We start from the raw sequence: 19,768 nt of genomic DNA on the forward strand, positions 1-19,768 counted from the left end.
GCTCACATCTCACCGGTCGAGTCAGGTCGGGGAGGTGTTGGCGGCGGTCATTCGGTTGTCACGGTCGCTGGCGAACCCGCGGTCAACTCCGTTCGGCAGCACGGTCCTTACTCGCACCCAGCTGGATGTCCTCTTCTTCCTCGCTCACGCGCCGGACTCTGTAACACCGGGTCAGCTCGCCGCACTGTTGCAGGTCACCCCAGGTGCCGTCACGCAACTCCTGGACCAGCTTCGTGAGCATGACATGGTGGAGCAGTTCGCTTCCGACCAGGATGGGCGGGTGCGGCTCCTTCGGCTCACCACCTCTGCGCGAGCCCAGATCGAGACGTTCGAGAGCGTTGCTATTCAACGCTGCGCGCCCTGGTTTGACACGCTGACGGACGAGGCACTGACCGACCTTGCCGGGCTGCTCGCGCAGGTGAAAGGCGGCTCCTGATGGGTGCGGTCTTCGTGACCGGGGCGACCGGAACGGTCGGCTCGGCCGTGATGGAACATCTGCTCCGGCTCGGGCAACCCGTGATCGCCGGCATCCGCGATCAATCCGATTCCGCCCGGATCCCACACCCGGCAGTAACCCGGCAATTCTCTTTCGACGCCGACCCCGCGCAGCTGGACGACGTTTTGGAGGGAGCGGACCGCCTCTTCTTGATGCGACCGCCGGCGATCGCCGACGTGCAGCGGACATTGTTCCCGGTGATCGACGCGGCCAACCGACGCGGGATTCGGCAGATCGCCTTCCTGTCCCTGCAGGGCGTGCAAGCCAACCGCAAGACACCCCACCACGCGGTTGAGCAGTACCTGCGGGAGACTCGGAGCCCGTACACGTTTCTGCGCCCGAACTTTTTCATGCAGAACCTCGCCACCACCTATGCCGGCCCGATCCGGGAACGCGGTGAGATCTTCGTTCCCGCGGGACGGTCGAGAACCGCTTTCATCGATGCGCGCGACGTCGGGCAGGTCGCCGCCACGACCCTGTCCCAGCCCGGCCACGTCGGAAAGAAGTACACCCTCTCCGGCGAGCAGAGCCTCACCTACCGAGAGGTCGCCACGATCCTGACCGACGTGCTCGGCCGACCGATCAGGTACGCCAGGCCCAGCGAAGACCAGTACCTCGCTCAGCTGGCTGCGGAGAACCTCCCCGAGGATTACATCGCGGTGCAGAAGATGATCCACCGCGTGGTGCGGCTGAACATCTCCGCGTTCCCGAACCACTCGATCCGCAAGCTGACCGGACAACCGGCCATCACCCTCCGTCAGTTCGCCCTCGACAACAGGTCGGTGTGGGGGTGATCGAATGGAGTCGAGAAACCCGTTTCCTTCTGAACCATTGCCTCCCACCGAGAGACGGCTTCCTGCAACGGCCCGATGGCCAAGCCCTGGACAAGAGCCGCGCGCGAAGGAAAATGGTGGATCAGTCCGCCCTTTGACACTCGCGCAGCGGCGTTGAGGAAAAGTGACCGACAATCCATGCAATTTTTCTATATGAAAACCGACCGGTCGGTCTGACGCGCTAGCGGCTACGGATGGGGTTGACGGGGGTACGCGGTGCTCGGCGGGGCGGTCTGCTGCCGCTGGCGAAAGCGAGGCGGATGACGCGGTAACGGTGGGGACGGTATGGCTCCAGCAGCTGAAGCATCCGCTCGTCGTCGCCGCGCCGTTCGCCGGCGAGGAGCCAGGTGACCAGGGACGGGATCCCGGCATCGCCCGTGATGACGGTGTCCGCTGATCCCCAGGTGAATGTCGACAGGCAACTCCGTGTCCAGGGACCGACGCCGCGCACCATCCCCAGGCCAGTGAGAGTGGTTTCCTGGTCCGGCCACGGTGCTTGGTGCATGCGGTAGGCGAAGCGCGCCGCCGCGATGAGGTTCTCCGCTCGCTGGCGTTCGATGCCGAACTGATGCAGCCGGTCATAGGTCAGCCGGCCGATGACGGCGGGCGAGGGCGGAATATTCAGGTCTGCCGACCCTGGGGCGGGGGAGCCGAGGGTGTTGACCAGTTGAGACCATGAGGCTGCGGCTTCGCCGCGGGTGACTCTTTGCTGCACGATAAACCACGCAAGGTCGTGCCACAGGGTGCCGGAAGCGGTGACCCGGTCGCCTTGGTGGCGGCGCCACAGGGTTCGTAGCGGGTCGGTCGTGGGGGCGAAGCCGGTGACATCGTCGAGCAGGCCGAGCATCGCGGGGGCCTGGCGCTGCAGCCACCCGGCCCCGTCGCCGTGGGTGCGCACGACAGCTTCGGGCCGGGCAGGGTCCCAGGTGACGGCGATCGTCCCCGGCCCCTCAGGAGTGAGGGTGGCCCGCTCGAACAGACCAGGGGAGAGCCGAACAGTGGGGTCGCGGGCCAGCATGAGGAACGGTGCGAGGGAGGTGGCGAGGTTCACGTCTCCCGTGGGCAGGGTCAGGTCGGTCATGGGGAGGGTGCGTTCACGAGGCGGACGCGTTGTGGGCTGCTGCCTGGTACTCGTTCGACGAGTCCACGTGCTTCCAGGTCGACCTTGGTGTACGTGCAGTAGTTGCGCAGTCGACCTTTGGGAAAGGCGCTGTGTTCGCCGAGGTGGTCCTGGGTGGATGCCACCAGGTCTTTCAGCAGGACGGTGCCGTCGGAGCGGTCCGGGGTGGCGAGGACCGCCAGGATGTGTGTGCGCACCAGTTCGTACTGCTGCAGGTCCATGGTCCAACCGTCCAGGCCGCCGGGGCGGGTGGCGTTGAAGATCTCCACCCGGCCGCGTTCACGGGCGAGATCGTCAGCCAGCCAGGCACTATCCGGGACCGGGGCGGAGTGGGGGTCGGAGCTCATAGTTCATCATTTACGCACTCTCGCCTGTACGACAACAGGATCCAGGAATGTGCCCCGGGAAAGGCTTCCCAGCGATGCCATTCACGAACGTCCATGGGCGCAGATTCGGCGTCGATTCGCCTAAGTTTAAGAGTCTCTGGGGGTGGCGTTTGGGAACGTCGACAGGGCTCGGTTTTGAGCCTGTACTGACGACAAGCGAACTCGCCGAGTATCTCGGCGTGCAGGTGCAGGCCATCTATGACCTGCGTACCGACGGTCGCGGTCCGTCCGGCATTTGAGTTGGACGGGAGATCCGCTATCGAGTCTCCGACGTGCGCCGATGGCTGGACGGCCTCCACGAGCCCGAATTATCCTTGAGCAGTCGAGGGGGCGAGCACTGATGGTCGGACGACCACGACTTCCGATCAGCACGTTCGGTGCCATCAACTCACGTCACCGGCTCGAGGACCACCACGGCCGTCTCTGTTGGGCGACGACGGGCGTATCCGTCGAGGTCCTTGTCCAGAGAACGCCACCGGTCCCACAGCCGGTCCCGTTCCGCACCGGTTGCGGCGTGGGCGACGACCTGGCGGGTCCCGTCGGAGAGCTGGACCCAAGCTTTCGGATGCGTCTGGAAGTTCAGCCACCATGCGGGCTCCGCTTCGCCCCAGCCGTTCATCGCCATGGTCACCAGGTTCGGACCGTCCTCGTAGTACCCGACGATCACGGATCGCTCCTGGCCGCTACGACGCCCGATCGTAGTCAGCCTCAGTGCGCCCCAGGTCTTGTCGCGCGGCCGCCACAGGCCGCGGCGCCCCCCGGTGACCCGGACCAGGGCCCGGTGCGCCTTCCAGAAAAGTACGATGAACCATCGGGGCTGCAAGCGCGGCGTCCGCCTGCTCGCTCCCGGATAGTTGCCGCTGATCTCCAATTCGTTGGCCGCCTTTCGTCGAGTGTTCCCGCTCTCCCTGGTCGCTTCATAAGAATCGGACCTGCTGCGCGTGACTGTAGACCCCGCTTCCGTGCGGTGAAAGTGTCTTGTGTCCCAGCCGCAGTGGCCGAAAAACGGGCTCGATCCTCGCGACAGGCCGGTCGTTCGTGTGTATGCCGGGGATGCAGCAATGGAACCTGACCGGTCGTCGACGGATGTCTGTGGCCGGCCATCGGCCCGTCCGGGCCCGGTCTGCGGCTGAGCTCAGAGCAGGAGCTTCAACACGATCGTGACCGGGTCTCCGGCGCCGACCCCCTCGGCCTGACGGATCGCCTTCTTCACGAAGAGGATGAACGTACCATCGTCGCTGTTGAAGAAAAGCGATGTCGCCCAGTGCGATTCGTTGATGGCCACCGCGATTTTCACCGATCCGAAGCCAAGTACCACGCCCGGTCCGCTACTTACCGGCAGTGGGCCCGTGACCTTCCGCGGGTTGGCCCGCCTCAAGAATGGCGCTCTTGCGCCGTCCCCAGCGGATGAAAAGCCCCAGAGCCACGACGACCCCAACCACAACGAGAACCTGGACAACCACCCAGAAGTTCCACCAAAAAAGAGCACTGAATTCCATGTCGACCACCCCTCGATTCGCGGACACCTGAGGGCCCTACGTAGCGCGAGCCTACGACCGCGTGGTCGGTCGGGGCAACACGCCGTCGATTGCCTGGCCAAGAGGGAACATCCGGAGCAGCTCGCAAGACGAACCCCGAACGCGATTGTGCACTGCCCGGCAGAGCACAAACCGAAGCCTCCGGGACATCCGGTCAACGAGTTCGGGATGTCCAAGCCGCCGCCCGGCTGACGCCCCGGCGCGCAGGGTGGAATCTGAACGGCGCTGGCCGCAGGCCGGGACCGGCCGTCGGCAGGTTCCTCGGGTGCGGCGGAGCTCGTCGACCAGGGCAAGCATGGGGCGTCGCAGCGGTTGCCCTCGTCCAGGCCGACGGTTGACCGCTGTCCCGGGATCTCACTGAGAAGGAGTCAAGAAACTCCGCCGGCGGGCGGCAGCGCGGCGGCCGCGCCGCTGGGGTAATGGAAGACATCCTCCAGCCCCACATCGAAAACCCGGGCGATCTTGAAGGCGACCTCGAGGGAAGGGGAGTACTTCTCCAGCTCGATGGCATTGACCGTCTGCCTGGTCACGCCGATACGGGTGGCCAGCTCGCGTTGGCTCATCTCTCCCGCCCGGGCCCGGAGGTCCGCGATCCTATTGGACACGCGCGTCGGTTTCGTCATCAGGCGCTGCGCCGGTAGAGGACCAACTTGCTGACACCCTCGGTCAACTCCGCCAGCACGAGGCCGCCGAGCAGGACCTGGGCGATCCAGAATGTGTCTGCCTCCACCATGGCAAGGGTGAGCCCACAGACGCAGCCGACGGCGAGGACATACCCCGCGATCCGGCCGCCACGAAGCCCGATGCTCCGGTCTCGCTCGTCGTTTGCGTCGGCGTCCGCCGGAGCCGTCGCCGCGATCACCGCGTGCGCCACCGCTGTCAGGACCACCAGAGCAACGACCACGGGGACCATCAGGCCCTTGTAGGTGACATCACGGAGCGGTGAGCGGGAGACCTCGCCGAGCACGAGGGCGAAATAGCATCCGAAGACCGCGAGCAGGATCCCCGTCATCGCCAGAGTGCTTTTCTCTTGGAAGCTCATGCTGCCAACCGCCATTCGTGTCAATAATCTTTGACTTTGAGAATAGCGGCGCGAGCCCGACGAGTCAATAATTCTTTACATAGTGCGGAGCCCGTACCTGATTGTGCGCACCTAGGCAGGTCGGACATCATAGGGCCGCGGGGCATGGGAACGCGACAGCGCCCACCGTCCCGCACGGCATCTTCACGCGGTGCAAATTCAGTGCGGGAGGGGCACTAACCGGCGGCTGATGTCTCGATGACGTTGAGGTCGCGCACACAGAACTGATGGTGCTCGAACTCCTCAGAGAACACCGTGCCTAGGCACTGCCGCAGCCAGGAGGACGGCGGCGGCAACGCTGATGTTGATCTTGGTGATGGTCTTCACGGGGCCGGTGCTTTCTCTCTGGGCCGAAAATGGCCTAGCTGCGTCGGTCGCTGACGCTGTTTTCGTGTTGCTCGTCGTTGTCATCGTCATCCTCAACCATTTCGCTGAGAACTTCGAATGGTGACTCGACGTCACCGCGCCACGCTTCGAAACCTTCCCGGATCGCGAGAACAGCAACGACGAGGGCCGCGATGGAATCGGCCCACTCCCATCCGAACAGGCTGTTGAGCAGCAGACCGATAAGAACGGTGCCGGAGAGGTAGATGCACAGCACGAGTTGCTTGGCGTCGGCCATGACGCTCTTGGAGCCGAGTTCGCGGCCGGTTCGGAACTCGAACCAGGCCAGCAGGGGCATGACCAGCAAGCTGAGGGTCGCAATGCCGATACCGAGCGGGCTGTGGTCGACGTCCTGAGCCCCGGTGAGCGAGAGAACGGAGTCGGTGATGACGTACGCGGCTAGGGCGAAGAACGCGATCCCGATCGCGCGCACGGTCGCTTTTTCCCAACGCTCCGGGTCCTTGCGGGTGAACTGCCACGCTATGGCTAGAGCCGAGAGCACTTCCACGATGGAATCGAGACCAAACCCGATCAGTGCAGCGGAGGATGCCAGCGTGCCGGCCCAGATTGCCACGACCGCTTCGATCACGTTGTAGGTGATCGTGAAGGCGACGATGAATCGTACTCGGCGGTGCAGGACCGCTCGGCGGGCGTCGGTTACTGTGACGGTCATCGGGTCGTCTCCGCGGAGCATCCGGCGATCGAGCAGGCCGGGTCGACGCAGGCTGCGCTTTCGTCAACGGCCAGCGTCACGTCCACCAGCGCTGTCAGCGCCCGCCCCAGGTGAGGGTCTGCGATTTCGTAGCGAGTCTGGCGCCCCTCAGGTGCCGCCACAACGATGCCACAATCTCGCAGGCACGTGAGGTGGTTGGACACGTTTGAACGGCTAAGGCCGAGGTCGCGGGACAGCACGGCCGGGTAACTCGGCCCGTCCAACAGGGTCATGAGAATGCGCGAGCGAGTCGGGTCCGCCATTGCGCGACCAAGCCGGTTCATCACATCGATACGAGTAGCAATAGTCAGCATGTGATGACTATACATCGCACGCTGTATTGAGCAGGTCCCAGAATCAGCCAGATGTGTGAGGAGCGCCTTCCCTTGCTTAAGGCAACTGCAGTGAAACAGCTCAGCGTCCTGGCTACGTTGCTGGATCCCGAGCCAGAAAGCAATTCCATGCGCCGCTTACCCTGAAAGCACCTGGCGCTGCGGTAGCGCCCCAAGCAGCTGGGCGAATACAAATGCGCAACGGACCGTTGCACAGTTACCGTGCTTCCTCGACGAACACCTGGGCACGTCTGCTGCGGCGTTGAGGGTTACTGTCCGATACGGGATCGCTGCGGCCACCACTCGTCGGATCGTCGACAGGCAATCACTGTCCGGCGGCATGAGCCTGTGAGGCTGTCATCTATCCACCTCGCCGGTTGTGCAGGCGTGTACTGATATCTGCGTAATCGTGAATGGAAAATGACAACCCGAAGCCGGGCTACGCGTTGCGCATCGCCCGGGGCAGGTTCTGAATTGCGGCGACCTCCGCGGCCACTTGCGCTTCAATCATCCCTCGCACAAACTTCATCACGCCTTGTGGCTCAAGCTCGATCTTAAATAGGACCCGGCATGAGGCAGATGAGACAGTGGTGATCGTGAACGACCCTCGAGGCCGGGCCGGTCCGGCGGTGACCTCGAACTCAAGCAGGGTCGGTTCCTTAGACGTGACCACGCGGTAGTTCGCACGCATTGTTCTTCCACCCGGACCGGTGAGAAGCTGCTCGAACTCAGCGCCCACTCCCCGTCCACGAACGTGACGGATCGCGTGCACGCCGCTTCGCCACTTGACGTTATTGGTGCCGTCTGCCAGAAAAGCGAAGACATCCTCTGCCGAACGCGGCACCTCAACGCTGGACTCTGATCGAATCATCGAGTTCCTTCCTCAAGCTGATCGCAGGACCCGGCTGAACGGTACAGTACGCCGGCACCGTCGCGGTAGTCCGGCCGTGGCCATGGCCCACCAAAGCTCATTCCGGTTTACTCGCTTCCCGTGGAGATCCCTGACGGAGATTTCTGATGAACCTCGGACTTCGTGAGGTCCCAACTCACCCTGATCTTGGAGACGCTGGTCGCACGCAGCCAACCCCCGTGTCATCGGGGCGAATGCTCAGCGACGCGAGCTAACTTCGCTTAGAACGCCATGGTCGGTGTGGCTCCGTTCTATTTCCCAGGGAAGGCCTCCTCATGTCAGACGACACCCTCACAGGTCGCCGAATCTCTACCTCCGTGCTCGTCATCGGCACCGGCGGTTCGGGCCTCCGTGCCGCGATCGAGCTGTCCGAACGCGGAGTTGACGTTCTCGCCGTCGGTAAACGCCCAAAGAACGACGCGCACACATCGCTGGCGGCGGGCGGGATCAACGCGGCCCTGGCAACGATGGATGCCGAGGACAGCTGGCAGCAGCACGCTGCAGACACCATCCAGGAGAGCTACTTTCTCGCCAATCCTTACACGGCCGAGATAGTGACGAAGAACGCGGGCCGCGGCATCCAGGACCTCGAGCGATGGGGAATGCCCTTCGCGCGGGAGAGTGACGGGCGTATCAGTCAGCGTTACTTCGGCGCCCACAAATACCGTCGCACCGCCTTCGCAGGAGACTATACCGGGCTTGAAATCCAACGGACCCTTGTGGCCCGTGCCTCCCAGCTTGAGGTCCCCATCCTGGATTCGGTGTACATCACCCGCATCCTCGTGCGTGACAACGTGGTGTTCGGCGCCTATGGCTTCGACCTGCGCGACGGCAGCCGGGTGACGGTCATCGCCGACGCAGTCATCATTGCTGCCGGCGGACACAACCGCATCTGGCGCCGCACATCGAGCCGCCGGGACGAGAACACGGGCGATTCCTTCAAATTGGCAGTGGATGCCGGCGGTCGGCTGCGTGACGCCGAGCTGGTTCAGTTCCACCCAAGTGGCATCCTCGAACCGGAGAATGCCGCAGGCACCCTGATCAGCGAGGCCGCCAGAGGCGAGGGCGGGGTTCTGCGGAACGCACTCGGCGAGCGGTTCATGGCCAACTACGACCCCGAGCGCATGGAACTGTCCACCCGCGACAGGGTCGCCCTCGCCGCGTACACCGAGATCAAGGAGGGACGCGGCACCGCGAAGGGCGGCGTGCTGCTCGACATTTCCCACTTGCCCCGCGAGACAATCATGACGCGCCTGCCCCGCGTCTACCAGACCATGCTCGAATTGCAGGTACTCGACGTCACTACCACCGCCATCGAGATCGCTCCGACCGCGCACTACTCCATGGGCGGAGTGTGGGTGCGACCGGATGACCACTCCACCGATGTCGTCGGGATGTACGCTATCGGCGAGGCGTCCAGCGGGTTGCACGGAGCCAATCGGCTTGGCGGCAACTCGCTCATTGAGCTGCTCGTGTTCGGCAGGATTGTCGGCCAGGCTGCGGCCGAGTACAGCGCAGGTATCACCTCTCAGAATCGATCACAGGACGCCGTCCAGGCAGCCGAGCGGGAGGTGACTGACACTCTCGCCTCGGACGGACAGGAGAATGTGCGCGCCTTGCAGCGCGACATCCGCAACACCATGACGGATTTCGGCGGAGTGGTGCGCCACGAAGCGGGGCTACTGGAAGGACTGCGCCAGTTGGACGACCTCGACGATCGTCAGACCCGAATCGGAGTGCATCCGGATGTCGCGGGCTTCTCTGGCCTTGCACACGCATTCGACCTGCGTGCCTCTCTCATGGCCGCGCGCGCAACCCTCGCCTGTGCTCTGGAACGTCGGGAAAGTCGCGGCGCCCACAACCGAAGTGACTACCCGCACATGGATTCCGCCTTGCAGGTGAACCTGGTGTGGTCGGCCGACGGCTCGATCGCGCACGAGCAGATCCCGCCGGTGCGAGCAGAGATCGCGGCCCTCATGGGAGACGTCACCCAGGTCGGCAAGTTGCTGGAATAGAGGAACCCTCATGGCCGCAGAGCTAAAGTCTTTCTGTGGCGGGAGTGAGTTGCTCGCCGATTGCAGACATGCCCTGGGGCCGGTGCGCCGGGTTCGGCCGTGAATGATGGCGTACCGGGTGCGGAACACGGGTGCCTCAATGTGAAATTGAGGGTCGCAGGAGATCACCACGCTGAATGCCGGCCTCTCCTGTTGCTGGGCGACTCCGAGTTCTATGAGGGGGTGTTGAGCCGGAAGAGGTCGACATTGCACGCTCAGGGACGATGCGGAGTACACCCGTTCAGCTGGCACCAGACGGTCCCAACGGGGCACTGGCCCGATGCCTCGATCCACACGACCTGTGTGCCGCGAAGCTGGTTCGCGGTGACGAAAAGGACCTGGAGTTTGTGGATGCGCTAGTCGAAGCCGGGCTCATCGATCCCGTCTCCCTCATGCGGATCTGCAAGAATCTCCCGGTCACCGATACGCGACGCAACATCACGATCCAGCGCGCGCAGGCCTTCCTCCGTGGATAGTTCGTCATCGACCGTAGATCCAGGAAGCAAAGAGCCGGCCAATTCGCCACCAAAGTCGAAAAGGCCATATTCCGGACGGATGCCGCTTATGCTGCAGCGATCGCTTCGCGCAGTTGCTCCAGCGTCGGGGCGCCGGCCAACCCGTTGGGGGTGGCATAAATACGGCAGGCGAGTCCCGCCGCGGCCGACAAGCCCGGAAAGAGGTCTTGTCCGTCGACCAGGATGCTTGGCGATCCCCGGAAGCCGATCGCCTCCGCGTCCTCCACGCTCTCGATCAGCTGCCGGCTCACGATGACGCCGGGGCGCTCTTCCGCGATCACCGCGAGCCGCTCGGCCGCGATTGTCCAGTTCGGGCAACCATCGAAGTACTGCAGTGTGATATCCATGTGTTCACGGTAAACGTTGCACCACGCTGCAAGGTCAAGTGGTGGAATGGAAGGATGCAGATCAGGGACCTTGCCAGTGCGAGCGGCGTGACGCCGCAGACCATCAGATACTACGAACGCCGCGGCCTATTGCCTCCCGCCGCGCGTGATCGGAATGGCTACCGCCAGTATGACAAAGCGGCGCTCTCTCGCCTGCAATTCATCCGCTCCGCCCAGACGGCGGATTTGACGCTAACCGAAATCGGCAGCATCATCACCGTTCGGCAAGCAGGTGACGTTCCCTGTAAGCACGTCTCCACCCTTCTTGCCACCAAACTTGAGGACGTGCACCGAAGGCAAGAAGAACTCGTGCTGCTCGAGAAAGAGCTGCACCACCTGCTCAGCGCCAGCAAGGACCTCGACCCGGCCGACTGCGAAGCAGGCAGCGTCTGCCACATCATCGCGCGGGGTCGGTCCTAGAATTCGCGCCGGAATGGCGCGGATCGAACGTGACGCTCTTCGTCCGACGAGGCCCGTTCGGAGGAACGCTCGGACTTTGATGCACGCACGTTCCAGTGCGACATTGACGCGGTCACCGCTTATTCGGTCGCGCCCGACTGACCTGGTCGTCGACAGCCCCGAAATCGACCGAGATAGACAAACTACATTGTGTCGGCACAGATCGGCCGGACAGTGCGATTTCGGGTTCTTGGCCGTCGGCGTCGGCTAAATCTTGAGAAGAAGAGTTGAGATGGAGTCAAGAGCCCCCGGTACCAGGCTGTAGTAGGACCAGGTTCCGCGTTTTGCGCGGTGAAGGATGTCCGCTTCCACGAGGACTTTGAGGTGGTGGGATACGGTTGGCTGGCTGAGTCCGAGCGGCTCGGTGAGATCGCACACGCAGGCTTCGCCTTCCGGGCTAGCGGAAACCATGGATACGAGACGTACCCGGGTCGGGTCCGCGAGGGCCTTGAACGAGGCCGCGAGTCTGTCGGCGGTGTCAGCGCCGATCGACTCGCGGGGATGCGCCGTTGAACAACCGCAGGTCGGGTTCGGAACGTGGTGGGTTAGCGACATGCAACCATTATCCGCGCATAAATTGACATCCGTCGATGCATTGGGAAGACTTGTATCGATGCACGTCGATTTCATCGTCGCGGATCCACACGTCGCGAATATCTACGGAGCCTTATGTCTACCCATGAACCACAGACCACGTCACCGGCGCGACTCGGCTTCACGGACCGGTACCTGCCGGTGTGGATCATTGTTGCGATGGGCCTCGGACTCCTGCTGGCCGTCTTCGCACCCGGCGTCGGCGAAGTGCTCGGCGCCTTCACGATCGGCTCGGTCAGCGTGCCCATCGCGATCGGGCTACTGGTGATGATGTACCCGGTGCTGGCCAAGGTGCGCTATTCGGACGCCCGGGTAGTAGCCGGAGACAAGAAGCTGCTGGTCTCCTCGCTGGTGCTGAACTGGCTCGTGGGCCCGGCCCTGATGTTCACCCTCGCCTGGATCTTCCTGCCTGACCTGCCCGAGTACCGCACCGGCCTGATCATCGTGGGTCTCGCCCGTTGCATCGCCATGGTGCTGATCTGGAACGACCTCGCCTGCGGCGACCGGGAGGCCGCCGCATTCCTCGTTGCCGTCAACTCGGTCTTCCAGGTCATCGCGTTCGCTGCGCTCGGCTGGTTCTACCTGCAGGTCCTTCCGGCCTGGCTCGGCCTGTCCACCACCAGTGCGGAGTTCTCGATCTGGGCGATCACTGTGAGCGTGCTCGTCTTCCTCGGCATCCCCCTGCTGGCCGGCTACCTGTCCCGCCGGGTCGGCGAGGCCACCCGCGGCCGCGACTGGTACGAGAGCCGGTTCCTGCCGAAGGTCAGCCCGTTCGCCCTCTACGGTCTGCTGTTCACGATCGTGCTGCTCTTCGCCCTGCAGGGCCAGCAGGTGATCGATCGCCCGTTCGACGTGGCCCTGATCGCCCTTCCGCTGCTCGTCTACTTCGCGGTCATGTTCGCTGCCGGGTTCGCCACCGGCAAGCTCACCGGCCTCTCCTACGAGCGCACCACGACCCTCGCTTTCACCGCAGCGGGCAACAACTTCGAGCTGGCCATCGCGGTGGCCATCGGCACCTTCGGTGCCACGAGCGGCCAGGCCCTGGCCGGTATCGTGGGCCCGCTGATCGAGGTTCCGGCGCTGGTCGCCCTCGTCTACGTGGCGCTGTGGCTGCGGCCGCGCCTGTTCCCGGGGGCCGCGCCGCAGGCATCCGTCGCCGCCGACCAGCCGGTCACGAACCGGATTTAGTCTCCTATCACCACATCCATCCGCGTCACCGTGAAGTAAAGAAAGAAACCTCGATCATGACCGAAAAGCCCACCGTTCTCTTCGTCTGCGTGCACAACGCGGGCCGCTCCCAGATGGCCGCCGGCTTCATGACGGCCCTGTCCGAAGGCCGCGTCGAGGTGCTCTCCGCCGGCTCGGCGCCCAAGGACCAGATCAACCCCGTCGCTATCGAGGCCATGAACGAGGAGGGCATCGACATCGCGCACAACGTGCCGAAGATCCTCACCACCGAGGCCGTGAAGGAATCGGACGTCGTGATCACCATGGGCTGTGGCGACACCTGCCCGATCTTCCCCGGCAAGCGCTACGAGGACTGGGAACTCGCCGACCCGGCCGGCCAGGGCATCGAGTCCGTGCGCCCGATCCGCGACGAGATCAAGGCCCGCATCCAGGCCCTGCTCGCCGAGATCCTGCCCGCCCAGGCATAGGTTCGCACACGACGAATGACCTCAACGCCTGCGGCGGCTGGGCCGGGACCTGACCGTGAAGTTCTCGGGTGTCTTCGGTGCCGAAACGCGACGTCTGCCTGATCTATCCCGGAAAGACTTACCAGGACTGGGCCCTGACGGCCACGGCCCGCCTGTCCCTCGAGGACGTTCGCACGATTCGGGACGAAAATCGAGACCTGGTCGAACGGCTACTCGAAACCAGAGAACCAGAGCGTAGAGAGCATCTCTTGCTCTGGCCGGGTCAGCTACTTCGCGAACCTGGTGACGTGGTCTGAACCACCCTTATCGGGTTTCGGGCGGAACGGCGACCAGGGTGCCATGCACGTCGCAGACCGCGTCGAGGGTGTTGAAGACGGTGCCGAACTGGCTCAGGTTGCGGTGCAGCAGTTCGACGCGGCGCTGGACTTCGGAGGTGACGATGCGGACTTCGTATTCGATCTCGACGAATTTCGGCGGGGAATCCTGGCGCCTGGATTTCACGTCGACTTCGGCGCTCTCGTAGTCGAACGGCATCATGGAGCTGGCCCGTTCCAGGTTTTTGAGCAGGCAGGCGGCGAAGGCTGAGGCCAGCAACTCAGCCGGCCCCGGAAGCCCGGACGGCTCCACGACACCCCAGGTGGCGTCGATCGGGATGGTGTGGTTGCCCGCGTTGATCGAGGCGGCAACCCCGGATACGCTCTGGCCGTGCACTCGGTAGCTCGTTGGTGGGGTTGTCATGCTCTTACCTTTCTCGTTCCTGTTCTGTGCCTAATCTCTCACCCTCCAGGCGCTTGTGGTGGGTGGCCGGGTTAGCGAATGAAAAAGAATGAGAAGGCGATAGTGGCCAGGATCGCCCAGAGCGAGTTCTTCTTCAGGATGGCGATGAAGATGAAACTGGCGAGGAAGATGACCCATTCCTGCCAGGACAGCAGTGATTTGAAGGCGAACTGGACAGCGACGGAGAGGATCAATCCGATGAACCCGGCCTGGAGCCCTGTGATGACGGCCTGGACGGCCCGGTGTCCCTGGACTTTACCGTGGAGGTCGGCGAGGAGGATCATCGCTGTCAGGGAGGGGAGGAAGACCCCCAGCGTGGCGACGATGGCCCCGATCACGCCGGCGACGTGGTACCCGATGAAAGTTGCGGTGATGAATACCGGCCCGGGGGTGATCTGTCCCAGGGCGATCCCGTCCACAAATTCCTTGGTCGTGAGCCATCCGTGGGCGTCAACGACCTGGCTCTGGATGAGTGGGATGCTACCGAAGCCGCCACCGAAGGCGGTGGCGCCGATTCCGAGGAATGTGGCCATCAGATCGCGGGTGTATGGAACGATCAGGGCGATTGCGACGATGGCGGCGACCACAGCGGCTGGCCCGAGGCCTCGGACAGAGAGTCGCTCGGGCTGGGAAACTGCAGCGGGTGCCGGTCCGGATTTCAGGGTCGGGTTCAATTCCGGGGTTTTTGCGCCAACGGAGAAGAGGAGAAAGCCCGCCGTGGCCACGCCGAGGACGATCCACAGAACGTTGATATGGAATAGGTAGGCCGCGGTGAAGCTGCCCAGGGCGATGAGGATTCTCCTCCAGCTGTGCCAACCGATTTGTGGAAACACGGCTTTCCCGAGTACGAGGAAGGCATTCACGAGCAGGGCCACGACCAGTGCGCCGAGCCCGGCGAACAGCGACTTCACGAACGGTAGCTCGCCGTAGGTGAAGTAGGCCCAGGACAACAAAATCATCAGGATGGTGGGTGGGGTGATGAATCCCAGCGGTGCGAGCAGTCCTCCCCAAACCTTCTTCAGTTTGAATCCGGCGTAGCCGAGAACGGTGACGCCGGTGGCTCCGGGCAGCGCTTGGGCCAGGCTCAGCGCGTTCATGAAGTCCTGCTCGGTGATCCAGTGTTTCTTTGTGACCAGCGTCTGCTTCATGAGGGCGAGGATCGCGGGGCCGCCATAGCCGATCGCCCCCAGGTGAGCGGTGGTCATCACCAGCTCGCCGAGGGTGGGCACGGTCAGTTGGGCGCCACAGCCGCGGGGTGGCTCAGCATTGTTCGACGGCTGGTCTGCCGTGCTCGGAGCCATGTCGTTGTTCTCTTTTCCGGGTGGAACGATTGGGAGGGTTTTGAGGCATAGGCGCCTCGGAACCCGGGCGGCCGGCATCCTCGCCGGATGCCGGCCGCGGGTTTCAGTGACGAGCGCTGCGAAGTTTGCCGTATCCGCGCATCAGTTGGGGTACGACGAGGTAGACGGAGAGGGGAACGACGATGATCGTCAGGACGAACGCGCGCAGCACTGGATTCCAGTCGGCGGAGAAGGGGGCCATGGCGAAGAACGCCAGCGTGGCGAGGGGGAAGATCGCAGTCCAGGTGATCAGGGCGCGAACGTGAACTGAGGGAGGTTGGGGCATCGTGGTTTTCATTAAGTGACGGCCGCTACCAGGTGGCGAGCTGGTCGAGGAGGGGCTCGCTGTTGCCCATGACCCGGGTGGCTTCGGCGAAACGGGCGATCTTGAAGGTTTCGAGGATTTTGTCCTTGTCGATGCCGGCGGCGCGGGCTTTGCCCATCATGGCGTCGATGCAGGCGTGGCTGCCGGTGGCCAGGGCGATGCCGAGGTAGATGAGGGTGCGTGCTTCGTTGTCGAGGGCACCGGATTCGTCTTTGGGCATGGCGAATCCACTGTTGCGGGCGTGTTCGAGCACCAGGTCGGGCATGACGGTGGCGGCCAGCTGAACGGAGCGTGGCAGCGTGCCGCCCAGGGAGGCGGTCATTCCGGCGAGGACCTGGTCGAGTGTCGGCTGAGAGGTCATGAGAGGACTCTTTTCTGTTCGGTTTGTTTCTGAGTGGTGGTCGGAATGCCCGGGGGTGGGCATTCCAGTTCGAGGGTGACGTGGGTGAGGTTGAAAGTGTCGGCGAGAGCGGCCCGGATCTGGGTCGCGGACTGTTGGGCTTGATGGAGGGTGGGGTCTCCGGTGATCACGACGTGTGCGGACAGGGTAGGGACATCGGAGGCCAGGTTCCAGAGGTGGAGGTGGTGCACGTCTTCGACGTTGTCCTGGGCGAGGATGCTGGTGCGAACCTGGTCGGTGTCCATCCCATGAGGGGTACCTTCCATGAGCACGTGGATGGTGTCGCGGAGCAGTTTCCAGCCGGCCCAGAGCACGAGGAGTGCGGTGGCGATGGAGACGACGGAGTCGGCTTGTAGCCAGCCTGTGCTCAGGATCACGAGGCCGGCGATGATCGCGCCGAGGGAGCCGGCGGCGTCGGTGGCGAGGTGCACGAACGAGGCCCGCATATTGAGGCTCTCGCCCTGGGCGCGGTGCACCAGGAGGGCGCTGCCGAGGTTGACGACCAGGCCCACGGTGGCGACCAGGACCAGCCCGCCCCCGTTGACGGGCTCGGGTTCGAAGAACCGGCTGACGCCTTCGAACAGGATCCAGCCGCCGGCGGCCAGGAGGAGCAGCGCGCTGAGTTGAGCGGCCATGACCTCGGCCCGGGCGAAGCCGAAGCTGTGCCGGGTGCTGATCGGGCGAGCGGCCAGGGTCAGCCCGGCGAGGGCGATTCCAAGCCCGGCGACATCGGAAAGCAGGTGCGCGGCGTCGGCGATCAATGCCAGGGACCCGAACACAATCCCGCCCACGGCCTCGACGATCAGGAATGCGGCGTTGACGCCCAGCGCAAAGACCAGGGCACGGCGTTGATTGAGCTGGACGGGATTTGTGCCGTGTTCAAACTCGTGACCGACGGTCATGGCCGAGCGTTCGAGGGGTCCAGAAGCTTTCGGAGTTCAGCGGATGTCGGCACCCGGCCCACGGAGACGACCTTCTCGTCGATGACGAGGCCGGGGCTGCTCATAACGCCGAAGCCGAGGATGACGGCGTAGTCTTCGACCTTTTCGACGGTGGCGTCGAGGCCGAGTTCCTGCACGATCTGGGTGGTGACACGGTACAGGGTCACGCACTTGGTGCACCCCGTGCCGAGGATCTTGATGTTCATGGTCTGGCGTTTCCTGTTCAGGATTGGGGACCGAGGCGGGCGCTAGGCATCCTGCCGCGACGGGGTTCTCGGTGGTGCTACCGGCTCGCTGCGGTGAGGAGGGTGCGCACCTCGGCCACGTTCGGTACACGGCCGGAGACGACGACCTTCTCGTTGATCACGAGGGCGGGGGTGCTCATCACGCCGTAGCCGACGATGGTTGCGTAGTCTTCGACCTTTTCGATGGTGGCGTCGAGGCCGAGTTCTGTGACGGCGGTGGTGGCGGCTTTGGTGAGGTTGATGCAGTTGGCGCAGCCGGGGCCGAGGATCTTGATGATCATGGGATTGGTTCCTTTCAGGGGTGGTGGGTCAGGCGAGGATGGCGTTGAAGAGGTAGCCGACGGCGATGATGCCGAGGCCGGTGGTCGTGATGAAGATCGCGAGCAGTTGGGGCTTGAGCACTCGGCGCAGCAGGATCATTTCCGGCAGTGACAGGGCGACGACGGCCATCATGAAGGCGAGCAGGGTTCCCATCGGGAGGCCCTTGTCGTAGAGGGCGGCGACGAGCGGCATGATGCCGGCGGCGTTGGAGTAGAGCGGGATGCCGATGAAGACCGCGATCAGCACGCCGAAGGGGTTGTCGGGGCCGGCGTAGGTGGTGAAGAACTCGGCGGGCGCCCAGCCGTGGATGAGTGCGCCGAGGCCGATGCCGACCAGCAGGTAGATCCAGATCTTCCTGATGATGGATTTGACCTCTTCGACGCCCATTTGCATCCGCTGCCCGAAAGTGAGACCGAGGGAGGGGTCGATCAGCTCGCCGCCGAGTTTCACGTCGAAGACGAAGGGTTCCACCCATTTTTCGACGTGCAGGCGGCCGAGGATCCAGCCGGACACGATCGCGATCGTGAGGCCCGACCCCACATAGAGGGCGGTGATCTGCCAGCCGAAGAGGGTCAGCAGCAGGCCGATGGCGATCTCGTTGACCAGGGGGCTGGCGATCAGGAAGCTCATCGTGACGCCGATCGGCACGCCGGCGGCGACGAACCCGATGAAGGCCGGCACGGCGCTGCAGGAGCAGAACGGGGTGATCACGCCGAGGCCCGCGGCGAGGATGTTGCCGACCCCTTCGCGTTTGCCGCCGAGGAAGGTGCGGGTGCGCTCGACGCTCATGAAGGAGCGGAGCACTGTGGAGGCGAAGATGATGATGGCCAGCAGCAGCAGGATCTTCAGCGAGTCGTAGATGAAGAAGTGGATGGTCTCGGTGATCCGGCTCTCGGGATCCATACCGAACGCGTCGTAGAGCACCACGTCCCAGAGCCATTCGTTGACCCAGTAGGCCAGTGCCCACAGGCCCGCCCCTGCGGCCAGGATTCCGACCCGGCCACGCGTGGTGACCGGTATCCGTTCGGCGATGCTCACAACTGCTCCTTGAATCATTCGACGTTCATCTAATTCAAAGTATGGCGACCTCTTTGATATCTGTCAAGAAGGTGCCAGACTGTTCCCATGCCCAAAACGCTTCCGCTGCTCGATGACGTAACGCCGATCTCTTGCGGCACGCTGGGGAACAGTGCCACCCTCGACCTGCCCCGGTCGTGAAACTGTCGGAGCCCACCGTCAGTCACCACCTCAAGAAACTGCAGGCCAGCGGCATCCTCACCAAGGAACGTCACGGGATGAGCGTGCACTACCGCGTCATGCCTGAGGCCATCCACGCCATCGCCCGCACCCTCGACACAGGAGCCTGGGCGCAACCGCCTCTGGCTCAGGGCGTTCGCTCCTGCGCAACGCGTATCAACTGAACCGAAGGACCGGGAGCGATCTGCATGCATTGACATCCATCGATGTAACACTCATACTGAATACATCGACGCCGATCGATTTAGCTGCTTGACCGCCGCACCGGATCACTTTTCGGTTCAGTTGGGGCACCGCGAACTCGAGCTCGCTGGACGCCGAGAAAGAATCTGAGGAACACCATGAACGCATACATCACCACGGCCACCAACCACGACGATGACCTAGTCGGTACTTATGTGACCGAAGAACACCCGCACGCTCTCATTCGGAATGGGTACGTGAGCACCGTTCAGTCAGACCGGGTCGAGGGCGAATACGTGTCCACGGCCGACACGCAGCTCACGCAGAACGGGGTGCCCGTTGTAGTGACCGGCCTGGCGACCGCAGTCGCTCATTGAGAACGCCCAATCCACCGCACCAGGTCACCTGAGGCAACACAGAGAGGGACACCGCCCAAGCGGTGCCCCTCTCGTTTCGCATGCCGCCGCCATGACCTCGGCATCGGTCCTGGGTTCAAGTACTCTTTGCCGCGCTTGAAGCGCCAG

The 19,768-nt window shown here is 63.7% G+C and carries 28 protein-coding genes; 9 read left to right on the forward strand and 19 right to left on the reverse strand.

The features are described 5' to 3' along the window. Positions 1-34 precede the first annotated feature (34 nt). Entirely contained in the window at positions 35-436 is a 402-nt protein-coding gene (locus AC0J5J_RS02110; protein ID WP_474899261.1) for a MarR family winged helix-turn-helix transcriptional regulator, read from the forward strand. Continuing rightward, positions 436-1,290, forward strand: coding sequence for an SDR family oxidoreductase (locus AC0J5J_RS02115; RefSeq protein ID WP_474899263.1), 855 nt, complete (start codon positions 436-438; stop codon positions 1,288-1,290). The genes AC0J5J_RS02110 and AC0J5J_RS02115 overlap by 1 nt, the downstream gene beginning before the upstream one ends. Positions 1,291-1,510: 220 nt before the next feature. Here AC0J5J_RS02115 and AC0J5J_RS02120 read toward each other — a convergent pair whose 3' ends face one another. Both AC0J5J_RS02120 and AC0J5J_RS02125 read right to left on the reverse strand, forming a co-directional pair. Continuing rightward, a complete protein-coding gene (locus tag AC0J5J_RS02120; protein ID WP_474899264.1) occupies positions 1,511-2,410 on the reverse strand; it encodes a DNA-3-methyladenine glycosylase family protein in 900 nt (299 codons plus the stop codon). Continuing rightward, positions 2,407-2,796, reverse strand: coding sequence for a DUF6958 family protein (locus tag AC0J5J_RS02125; RefSeq protein ID WP_474899266.1), 390 nt, complete (start codon positions 2,794-2,796; stop codon positions 2,407-2,409). Before AC0J5J_RS02125 ends, AC0J5J_RS02120 begins: the two co-directional genes overlap by 4 nt. Before the next feature lie 74 nt (positions 2,797-2,870). Here AC0J5J_RS02125 and AC0J5J_RS02130 point away from each other — a divergent pair, with 74 nt between their 5' ends. Then, positions 2,871-3,074, forward strand: a complete 204-nt coding sequence (locus AC0J5J_RS02130; RefSeq protein WP_134423237.1) for a helix-turn-helix domain-containing protein — start codon at positions 2,871-2,873, stop codon at positions 3,072-3,074. 149 nt (positions 3,075-3,223) lie between these two features. On the opposite strand, the gene AC0J5J_RS02135 is transcribed toward AC0J5J_RS02130, so the two are convergent. From AC0J5J_RS02135 to AC0J5J_RS02165, 7 genes are all read right to left on the reverse strand, one after another. After that, complete coding sequence (locus AC0J5J_RS02135) at positions 3,224-3,658, reverse strand: nitroreductase/quinone reductase family protein (RefSeq protein ID WP_474899267.1); 435 nt, start codon at positions 3,656-3,658, stop codon at positions 3,224-3,226. 312 nt (positions 3,659-3,970) lie between these two features. Beyond that, positions 3,971-4,153: a DUF1905 domain-containing protein gene (locus AC0J5J_RS02140; RefSeq protein WP_166785449.1), complete on the reverse strand. Its 183-nt coding sequence runs from the start codon at positions 4,151-4,153 to the stop codon at positions 3,971-3,973. Positions 4,154-4,741: 588 nt separating this feature from the next. Further along, a complete protein-coding gene (locus tag AC0J5J_RS02145; RefSeq protein ID WP_134423243.1) occupies positions 4,742-4,996 on the reverse strand; it encodes a helix-turn-helix transcriptional regulator in 255 nt (84 codons plus the stop codon). Then, positions 4,996-5,415, reverse strand: coding sequence for a hypothetical protein (locus AC0J5J_RS02150; RefSeq protein ID WP_134423245.1), 420 nt, complete (start codon positions 5,413-5,415; stop codon positions 4,996-4,998). The genes AC0J5J_RS02145 and AC0J5J_RS02150 overlap by 1 nt, the downstream gene beginning before the upstream one ends. Positions 5,416-5,815: 400 nt before the next feature. Beyond that, positions 5,816-6,511: a cation diffusion facilitator family transporter gene (locus tag AC0J5J_RS02155; RefSeq protein WP_134423247.1), complete on the reverse strand. Its 696-nt coding sequence runs from the start codon at positions 6,509-6,511 to the stop codon at positions 5,816-5,818. Further along, positions 6,508-6,864 carry a Cd(II)/Pb(II)-sensing metalloregulatory transcriptional regulator CmtR gene (gene cmtR, locus AC0J5J_RS02160; RefSeq protein ID WP_474899269.1) on the reverse strand — a complete coding sequence of 119 codons (357 nt, stop codon included), beginning with the start codon at positions 6,862-6,864 and terminating at the stop codon, positions 6,508-6,510. The genes AC0J5J_RS02155 and cmtR overlap by 4 nt, the downstream gene beginning before the upstream one ends. Before the next feature lie 457 nt (positions 6,865-7,321). Beyond that, positions 7,322-7,753, reverse strand: a complete 432-nt coding sequence (locus tag AC0J5J_RS02165; protein ID WP_134423251.1) for an SRPBCC family protein — start codon at positions 7,751-7,753, stop codon at positions 7,322-7,324. 314 nt (positions 7,754-8,067) lie between these two features. On the opposite strand from AC0J5J_RS02165, the gene AC0J5J_RS02170 reads away from it, so the two are divergent. Then, positions 8,068-9,807, forward strand: coding sequence for an FAD-binding protein (locus tag AC0J5J_RS02170; RefSeq protein WP_474899271.1), 1,740 nt, complete (start codon positions 8,068-8,070; stop codon positions 9,805-9,807). Between the two features lie 601 nt (positions 9,808-10,408). On the opposite strand, the gene AC0J5J_RS02175 is transcribed toward AC0J5J_RS02170, so the two are convergent. Beyond that, positions 10,409-10,708, reverse strand: coding sequence for a thioredoxin family protein (locus tag AC0J5J_RS02175; RefSeq protein WP_474899273.1), 300 nt, complete (start codon positions 10,706-10,708; stop codon positions 10,409-10,411). A 54-nt stretch (positions 10,709-10,762) separates the two neighbouring features. Here AC0J5J_RS02175 and AC0J5J_RS02180 point away from each other — a divergent pair, with 54 nt between their 5' ends. Next, positions 10,763-11,167 (forward strand): MerR family transcriptional regulator, encoded by a 405-nt coding sequence (locus tag AC0J5J_RS02180; protein WP_474899275.1) that lies wholly within the window; start codon positions 10,763-10,765, stop codon positions 11,165-11,167. A 246-nt stretch (positions 11,168-11,413) separates the two neighbouring features. On the opposite strand, the gene AC0J5J_RS02185 is transcribed toward AC0J5J_RS02180, so the two are convergent. Then, positions 11,414-11,761 carry an ArsR/SmtB family transcription factor gene (locus tag AC0J5J_RS02185; protein ID WP_474899277.1) on the reverse strand — a complete coding sequence of 116 codons (348 nt, stop codon included), beginning with the start codon at positions 11,759-11,761 and terminating at the stop codon, positions 11,414-11,416. 114 nt (positions 11,762-11,875) lie between these two features. Between AC0J5J_RS02185 and arsB the strand changes: the two genes are divergently transcribed. Then, positions 11,876-12,988: an ACR3 family arsenite efflux transporter gene (arsB, locus tag AC0J5J_RS02190; protein ID WP_474899279.1), complete on the forward strand. Its 1,113-nt coding sequence runs from the start codon at positions 11,876-11,878 to the stop codon at positions 12,986-12,988. A gap of 56 nt (positions 12,989-13,044) precedes the next feature. Next, complete coding sequence (locus tag AC0J5J_RS02195) at positions 13,045-13,455, forward strand: arsenate reductase ArsC (RefSeq protein WP_474899281.1); 411 nt, start codon at positions 13,045-13,047, stop codon at positions 13,453-13,455. Between the two features lie 303 nt (positions 13,456-13,758). Here the strand turns inward: AC0J5J_RS02195 and AC0J5J_RS02200 are convergent, their stop codons facing one another. The 8 genes from AC0J5J_RS02200 to AC0J5J_RS02235 all read right to left on the reverse strand — a co-directional run bounded on the left by AC0J5J_RS02200 (position 13,759) and on the right by AC0J5J_RS02235 (position 18,842). Beyond that, on the reverse strand, positions 13,759-14,193 hold the full coding sequence (locus AC0J5J_RS02200) for an OsmC family protein (protein WP_474899283.1): 435 nt from the start codon (positions 14,191-14,193) through the stop codon (positions 13,759-13,761). Positions 14,194-14,264: 71 nt separating this feature from the next. Then, positions 14,265-15,611, reverse strand: coding sequence for a chromate efflux transporter (chrA, locus tag AC0J5J_RS02205; protein ID WP_474899285.1), 1,347 nt, complete (start codon positions 15,609-15,611; stop codon positions 14,265-14,267). Between the two features lie 25 nt (positions 15,612-15,636). Continuing rightward, the gene (locus tag AC0J5J_RS02210) at positions 15,637-15,858 is read right to left on the reverse strand and encodes a hypothetical protein (protein ID WP_474899286.1); all 222 of its coding nucleotides are present in this window, start codon (positions 15,856-15,858) and stop codon (positions 15,637-15,639) included. Between the two features lie 25 nt (positions 15,859-15,883). Next, the gene (locus AC0J5J_RS02215) at positions 15,884-16,258 is read right to left on the reverse strand and encodes a carboxymuconolactone decarboxylase family protein (RefSeq protein ID WP_474899288.1); all 375 of its coding nucleotides are present in this window, start codon (positions 16,256-16,258) and stop codon (positions 15,884-15,886) included. Then, entirely contained in the window at positions 16,255-17,199 is a 945-nt protein-coding gene (locus AC0J5J_RS02220; RefSeq protein ID WP_474899290.1) for a cation diffusion facilitator family transporter, read from the reverse strand. Before AC0J5J_RS02220 ends, AC0J5J_RS02215 begins: the two co-directional genes overlap by 4 nt. After that, positions 17,196-17,444 carry a thioredoxin family protein gene (locus tag AC0J5J_RS02225; RefSeq protein WP_474899292.1) on the reverse strand — a complete coding sequence of 83 codons (249 nt, stop codon included), beginning with the start codon at positions 17,442-17,444 and terminating at the stop codon, positions 17,196-17,198. Before AC0J5J_RS02225 ends, AC0J5J_RS02220 begins: the two co-directional genes overlap by 4 nt. A 77-nt stretch (positions 17,445-17,521) precedes the next feature. After that, complete coding sequence (locus AC0J5J_RS02230; protein ID WP_474897727.1) at positions 17,522-17,764, reverse strand: thioredoxin family protein; 243 nt, start codon at positions 17,762-17,764, stop codon at positions 17,522-17,524. 28 nt (positions 17,765-17,792) lie between these two features. Further along, complete coding sequence (locus AC0J5J_RS02235) at positions 17,793-18,842, reverse strand: permease (protein WP_474899294.1); 1,050 nt, start codon at positions 18,840-18,842, stop codon at positions 17,793-17,795. A 176-nt stretch (positions 18,843-19,018) separates the two neighbouring features. On the opposite strand from AC0J5J_RS02235, the gene AC0J5J_RS02240 reads away from it, so the two are divergent. Next, positions 19,019-19,225 (forward strand): ArsR/SmtB family transcription factor, encoded by a 207-nt coding sequence (locus AC0J5J_RS02240; protein ID WP_474899295.1) that lies wholly within the window; start codon positions 19,019-19,021, stop codon positions 19,223-19,225. A gap of 177 nt (positions 19,226-19,402) precedes the next feature. Continuing rightward, complete coding sequence (locus tag AC0J5J_RS02245) at positions 19,403-19,621, forward strand: hypothetical protein (protein ID WP_474899297.1); 219 nt, start codon at positions 19,403-19,405, stop codon at positions 19,619-19,621. The last annotated feature ends 147 nt before the right edge of the window (positions 19,622-19,768 follow it).

The organism is Cryobacterium sp. TS_SC_7 (assembly GCF_056156285.1).

What these genes read in the sequence shown, in the direction of transcription:
- AC0J5J_RS02115 (WP_474899263.1), top strand. Translation starts at nt 436, where the DNA reads ATGGGTGCGGTCTTCGTGACCGGGGCGACCGGAACGGTCGGCTCGGCC.
- AC0J5J_RS02120 (WP_474899264.1), bottom strand. Translation starts at nt 2,410, where the DNA reads ATGACCGACCTGACCCTGCCCACGGGAGACGTGAACCTCGCCACCTCC.
- AC0J5J_RS02125 (WP_474899266.1), bottom strand. Translation starts at nt 2,796, where the DNA reads ATGAGCTCCGACCCCCACTCCGCCCCGGTCCCGGATAGTGCCTGGCTG.
- AC0J5J_RS02130 (WP_134423237.1), top strand. Translation starts at nt 2,871, where the DNA reads ATGCCATTCACGAACGTCCATGGGCGCAGATTCGGCGTCGATTCGCCT.
- AC0J5J_RS02145 (WP_134423243.1), bottom strand. Translation starts at nt 4,996, where the DNA reads ATGACGAAACCGACGCGCGTGTCCAATAGGATCGCGGACCTCCGGGCC.
- AC0J5J_RS02150 (WP_134423245.1), bottom strand. Translation starts at nt 5,415, where the DNA reads ATGAGCTTCCAAGAGAAAAGCACTCTGGCGATGACGGGGATCCTGCTC.
- AC0J5J_RS02155 (WP_134423247.1), bottom strand. Translation starts at nt 6,511, where the DNA reads ATGACCGTCACAGTAACCGACGCCCGCCGAGCGGTCCTGCACCGCCGA.
- cmtR (WP_474899269.1), bottom strand. Translation starts at nt 6,864, where the DNA reads ATGCTGACTATTGCTACTCGTATCGATGTGATGAACCGGCTTGGTCGC.
- AC0J5J_RS02165 (WP_134423251.1), bottom strand. Translation starts at nt 7,753, where the DNA reads ATGATTCGATCAGAGTCCAGCGTTGAGGTGCCGCGTTCGGCAGAGGAT.
- AC0J5J_RS02170 (WP_474899271.1), top strand. Translation starts at nt 8,068, where the DNA reads ATGTCAGACGACACCCTCACAGGTCGCCGAATCTCTACCTCCGTGCTC.
- AC0J5J_RS02175 (WP_474899273.1), bottom strand. Translation starts at nt 10,708, where the DNA reads ATGGATATCACACTGCAGTACTTCGATGGTTGCCCGAACTGGACAATC.
- AC0J5J_RS02180 (WP_474899275.1), top strand. Translation starts at nt 10,763, where the DNA reads ATGCAGATCAGGGACCTTGCCAGTGCGAGCGGCGTGACGCCGCAGACC.
- AC0J5J_RS02185 (WP_474899277.1), bottom strand. Translation starts at nt 11,761, where the DNA reads ATGTCGCTAACCCACCACGTTCCGAACCCGACCTGCGGTTGTTCAACG.
- arsB (WP_474899279.1), top strand. Translation starts at nt 11,876, where the DNA reads ATGTCTACCCATGAACCACAGACCACGTCACCGGCGCGACTCGGCTTC.
- AC0J5J_RS02195 (WP_474899281.1), top strand. Translation starts at nt 13,045, where the DNA reads ATGACCGAAAAGCCCACCGTTCTCTTCGTCTGCGTGCACAACGCGGGC.
- AC0J5J_RS02200 (WP_474899283.1), bottom strand. Translation starts at nt 14,193, where the DNA reads ATGACAACCCCACCAACGAGCTACCGAGTGCACGGCCAGAGCGTATCC.
- chrA (WP_474899285.1), bottom strand. Translation starts at nt 15,611, where the DNA reads ATGCCGGCCGCCCGGGTTCCGAGGCGCCTATGCCTCAAAACCCTCCCA.
- AC0J5J_RS02210 (WP_474899286.1), bottom strand. Translation starts at nt 15,858, where the DNA reads ATGCCCCAACCTCCCTCAGTTCACGTTCGCGCCCTGATCACCTGGACT.
- AC0J5J_RS02215 (WP_474899288.1), bottom strand. Translation starts at nt 16,258, where the DNA reads ATGACCTCTCAGCCGACACTCGACCAGGTCCTCGCCGGAATGACCGCC.
- AC0J5J_RS02220 (WP_474899290.1), bottom strand. Translation starts at nt 17,199, where the DNA reads ATGACCGTCGGTCACGAGTTTGAACACGGCACAAATCCCGTCCAGCTC.
- AC0J5J_RS02225 (WP_474899292.1), bottom strand. Translation starts at nt 17,444, where the DNA reads ATGAACATCAAGATCCTCGGCACGGGGTGCACCAAGTGCGTGACCCTG.
- AC0J5J_RS02230 (WP_474897727.1), bottom strand. Translation starts at nt 17,764, where the DNA reads ATGATCATCAAGATCCTCGGCCCCGGCTGCGCCAACTGCATCAACCTC.
- AC0J5J_RS02245 (WP_474899297.1), top strand. Translation starts at nt 19,403, where the DNA reads ATGAACGCATACATCACCACGGCCACCAACCACGACGATGACCTAGTC.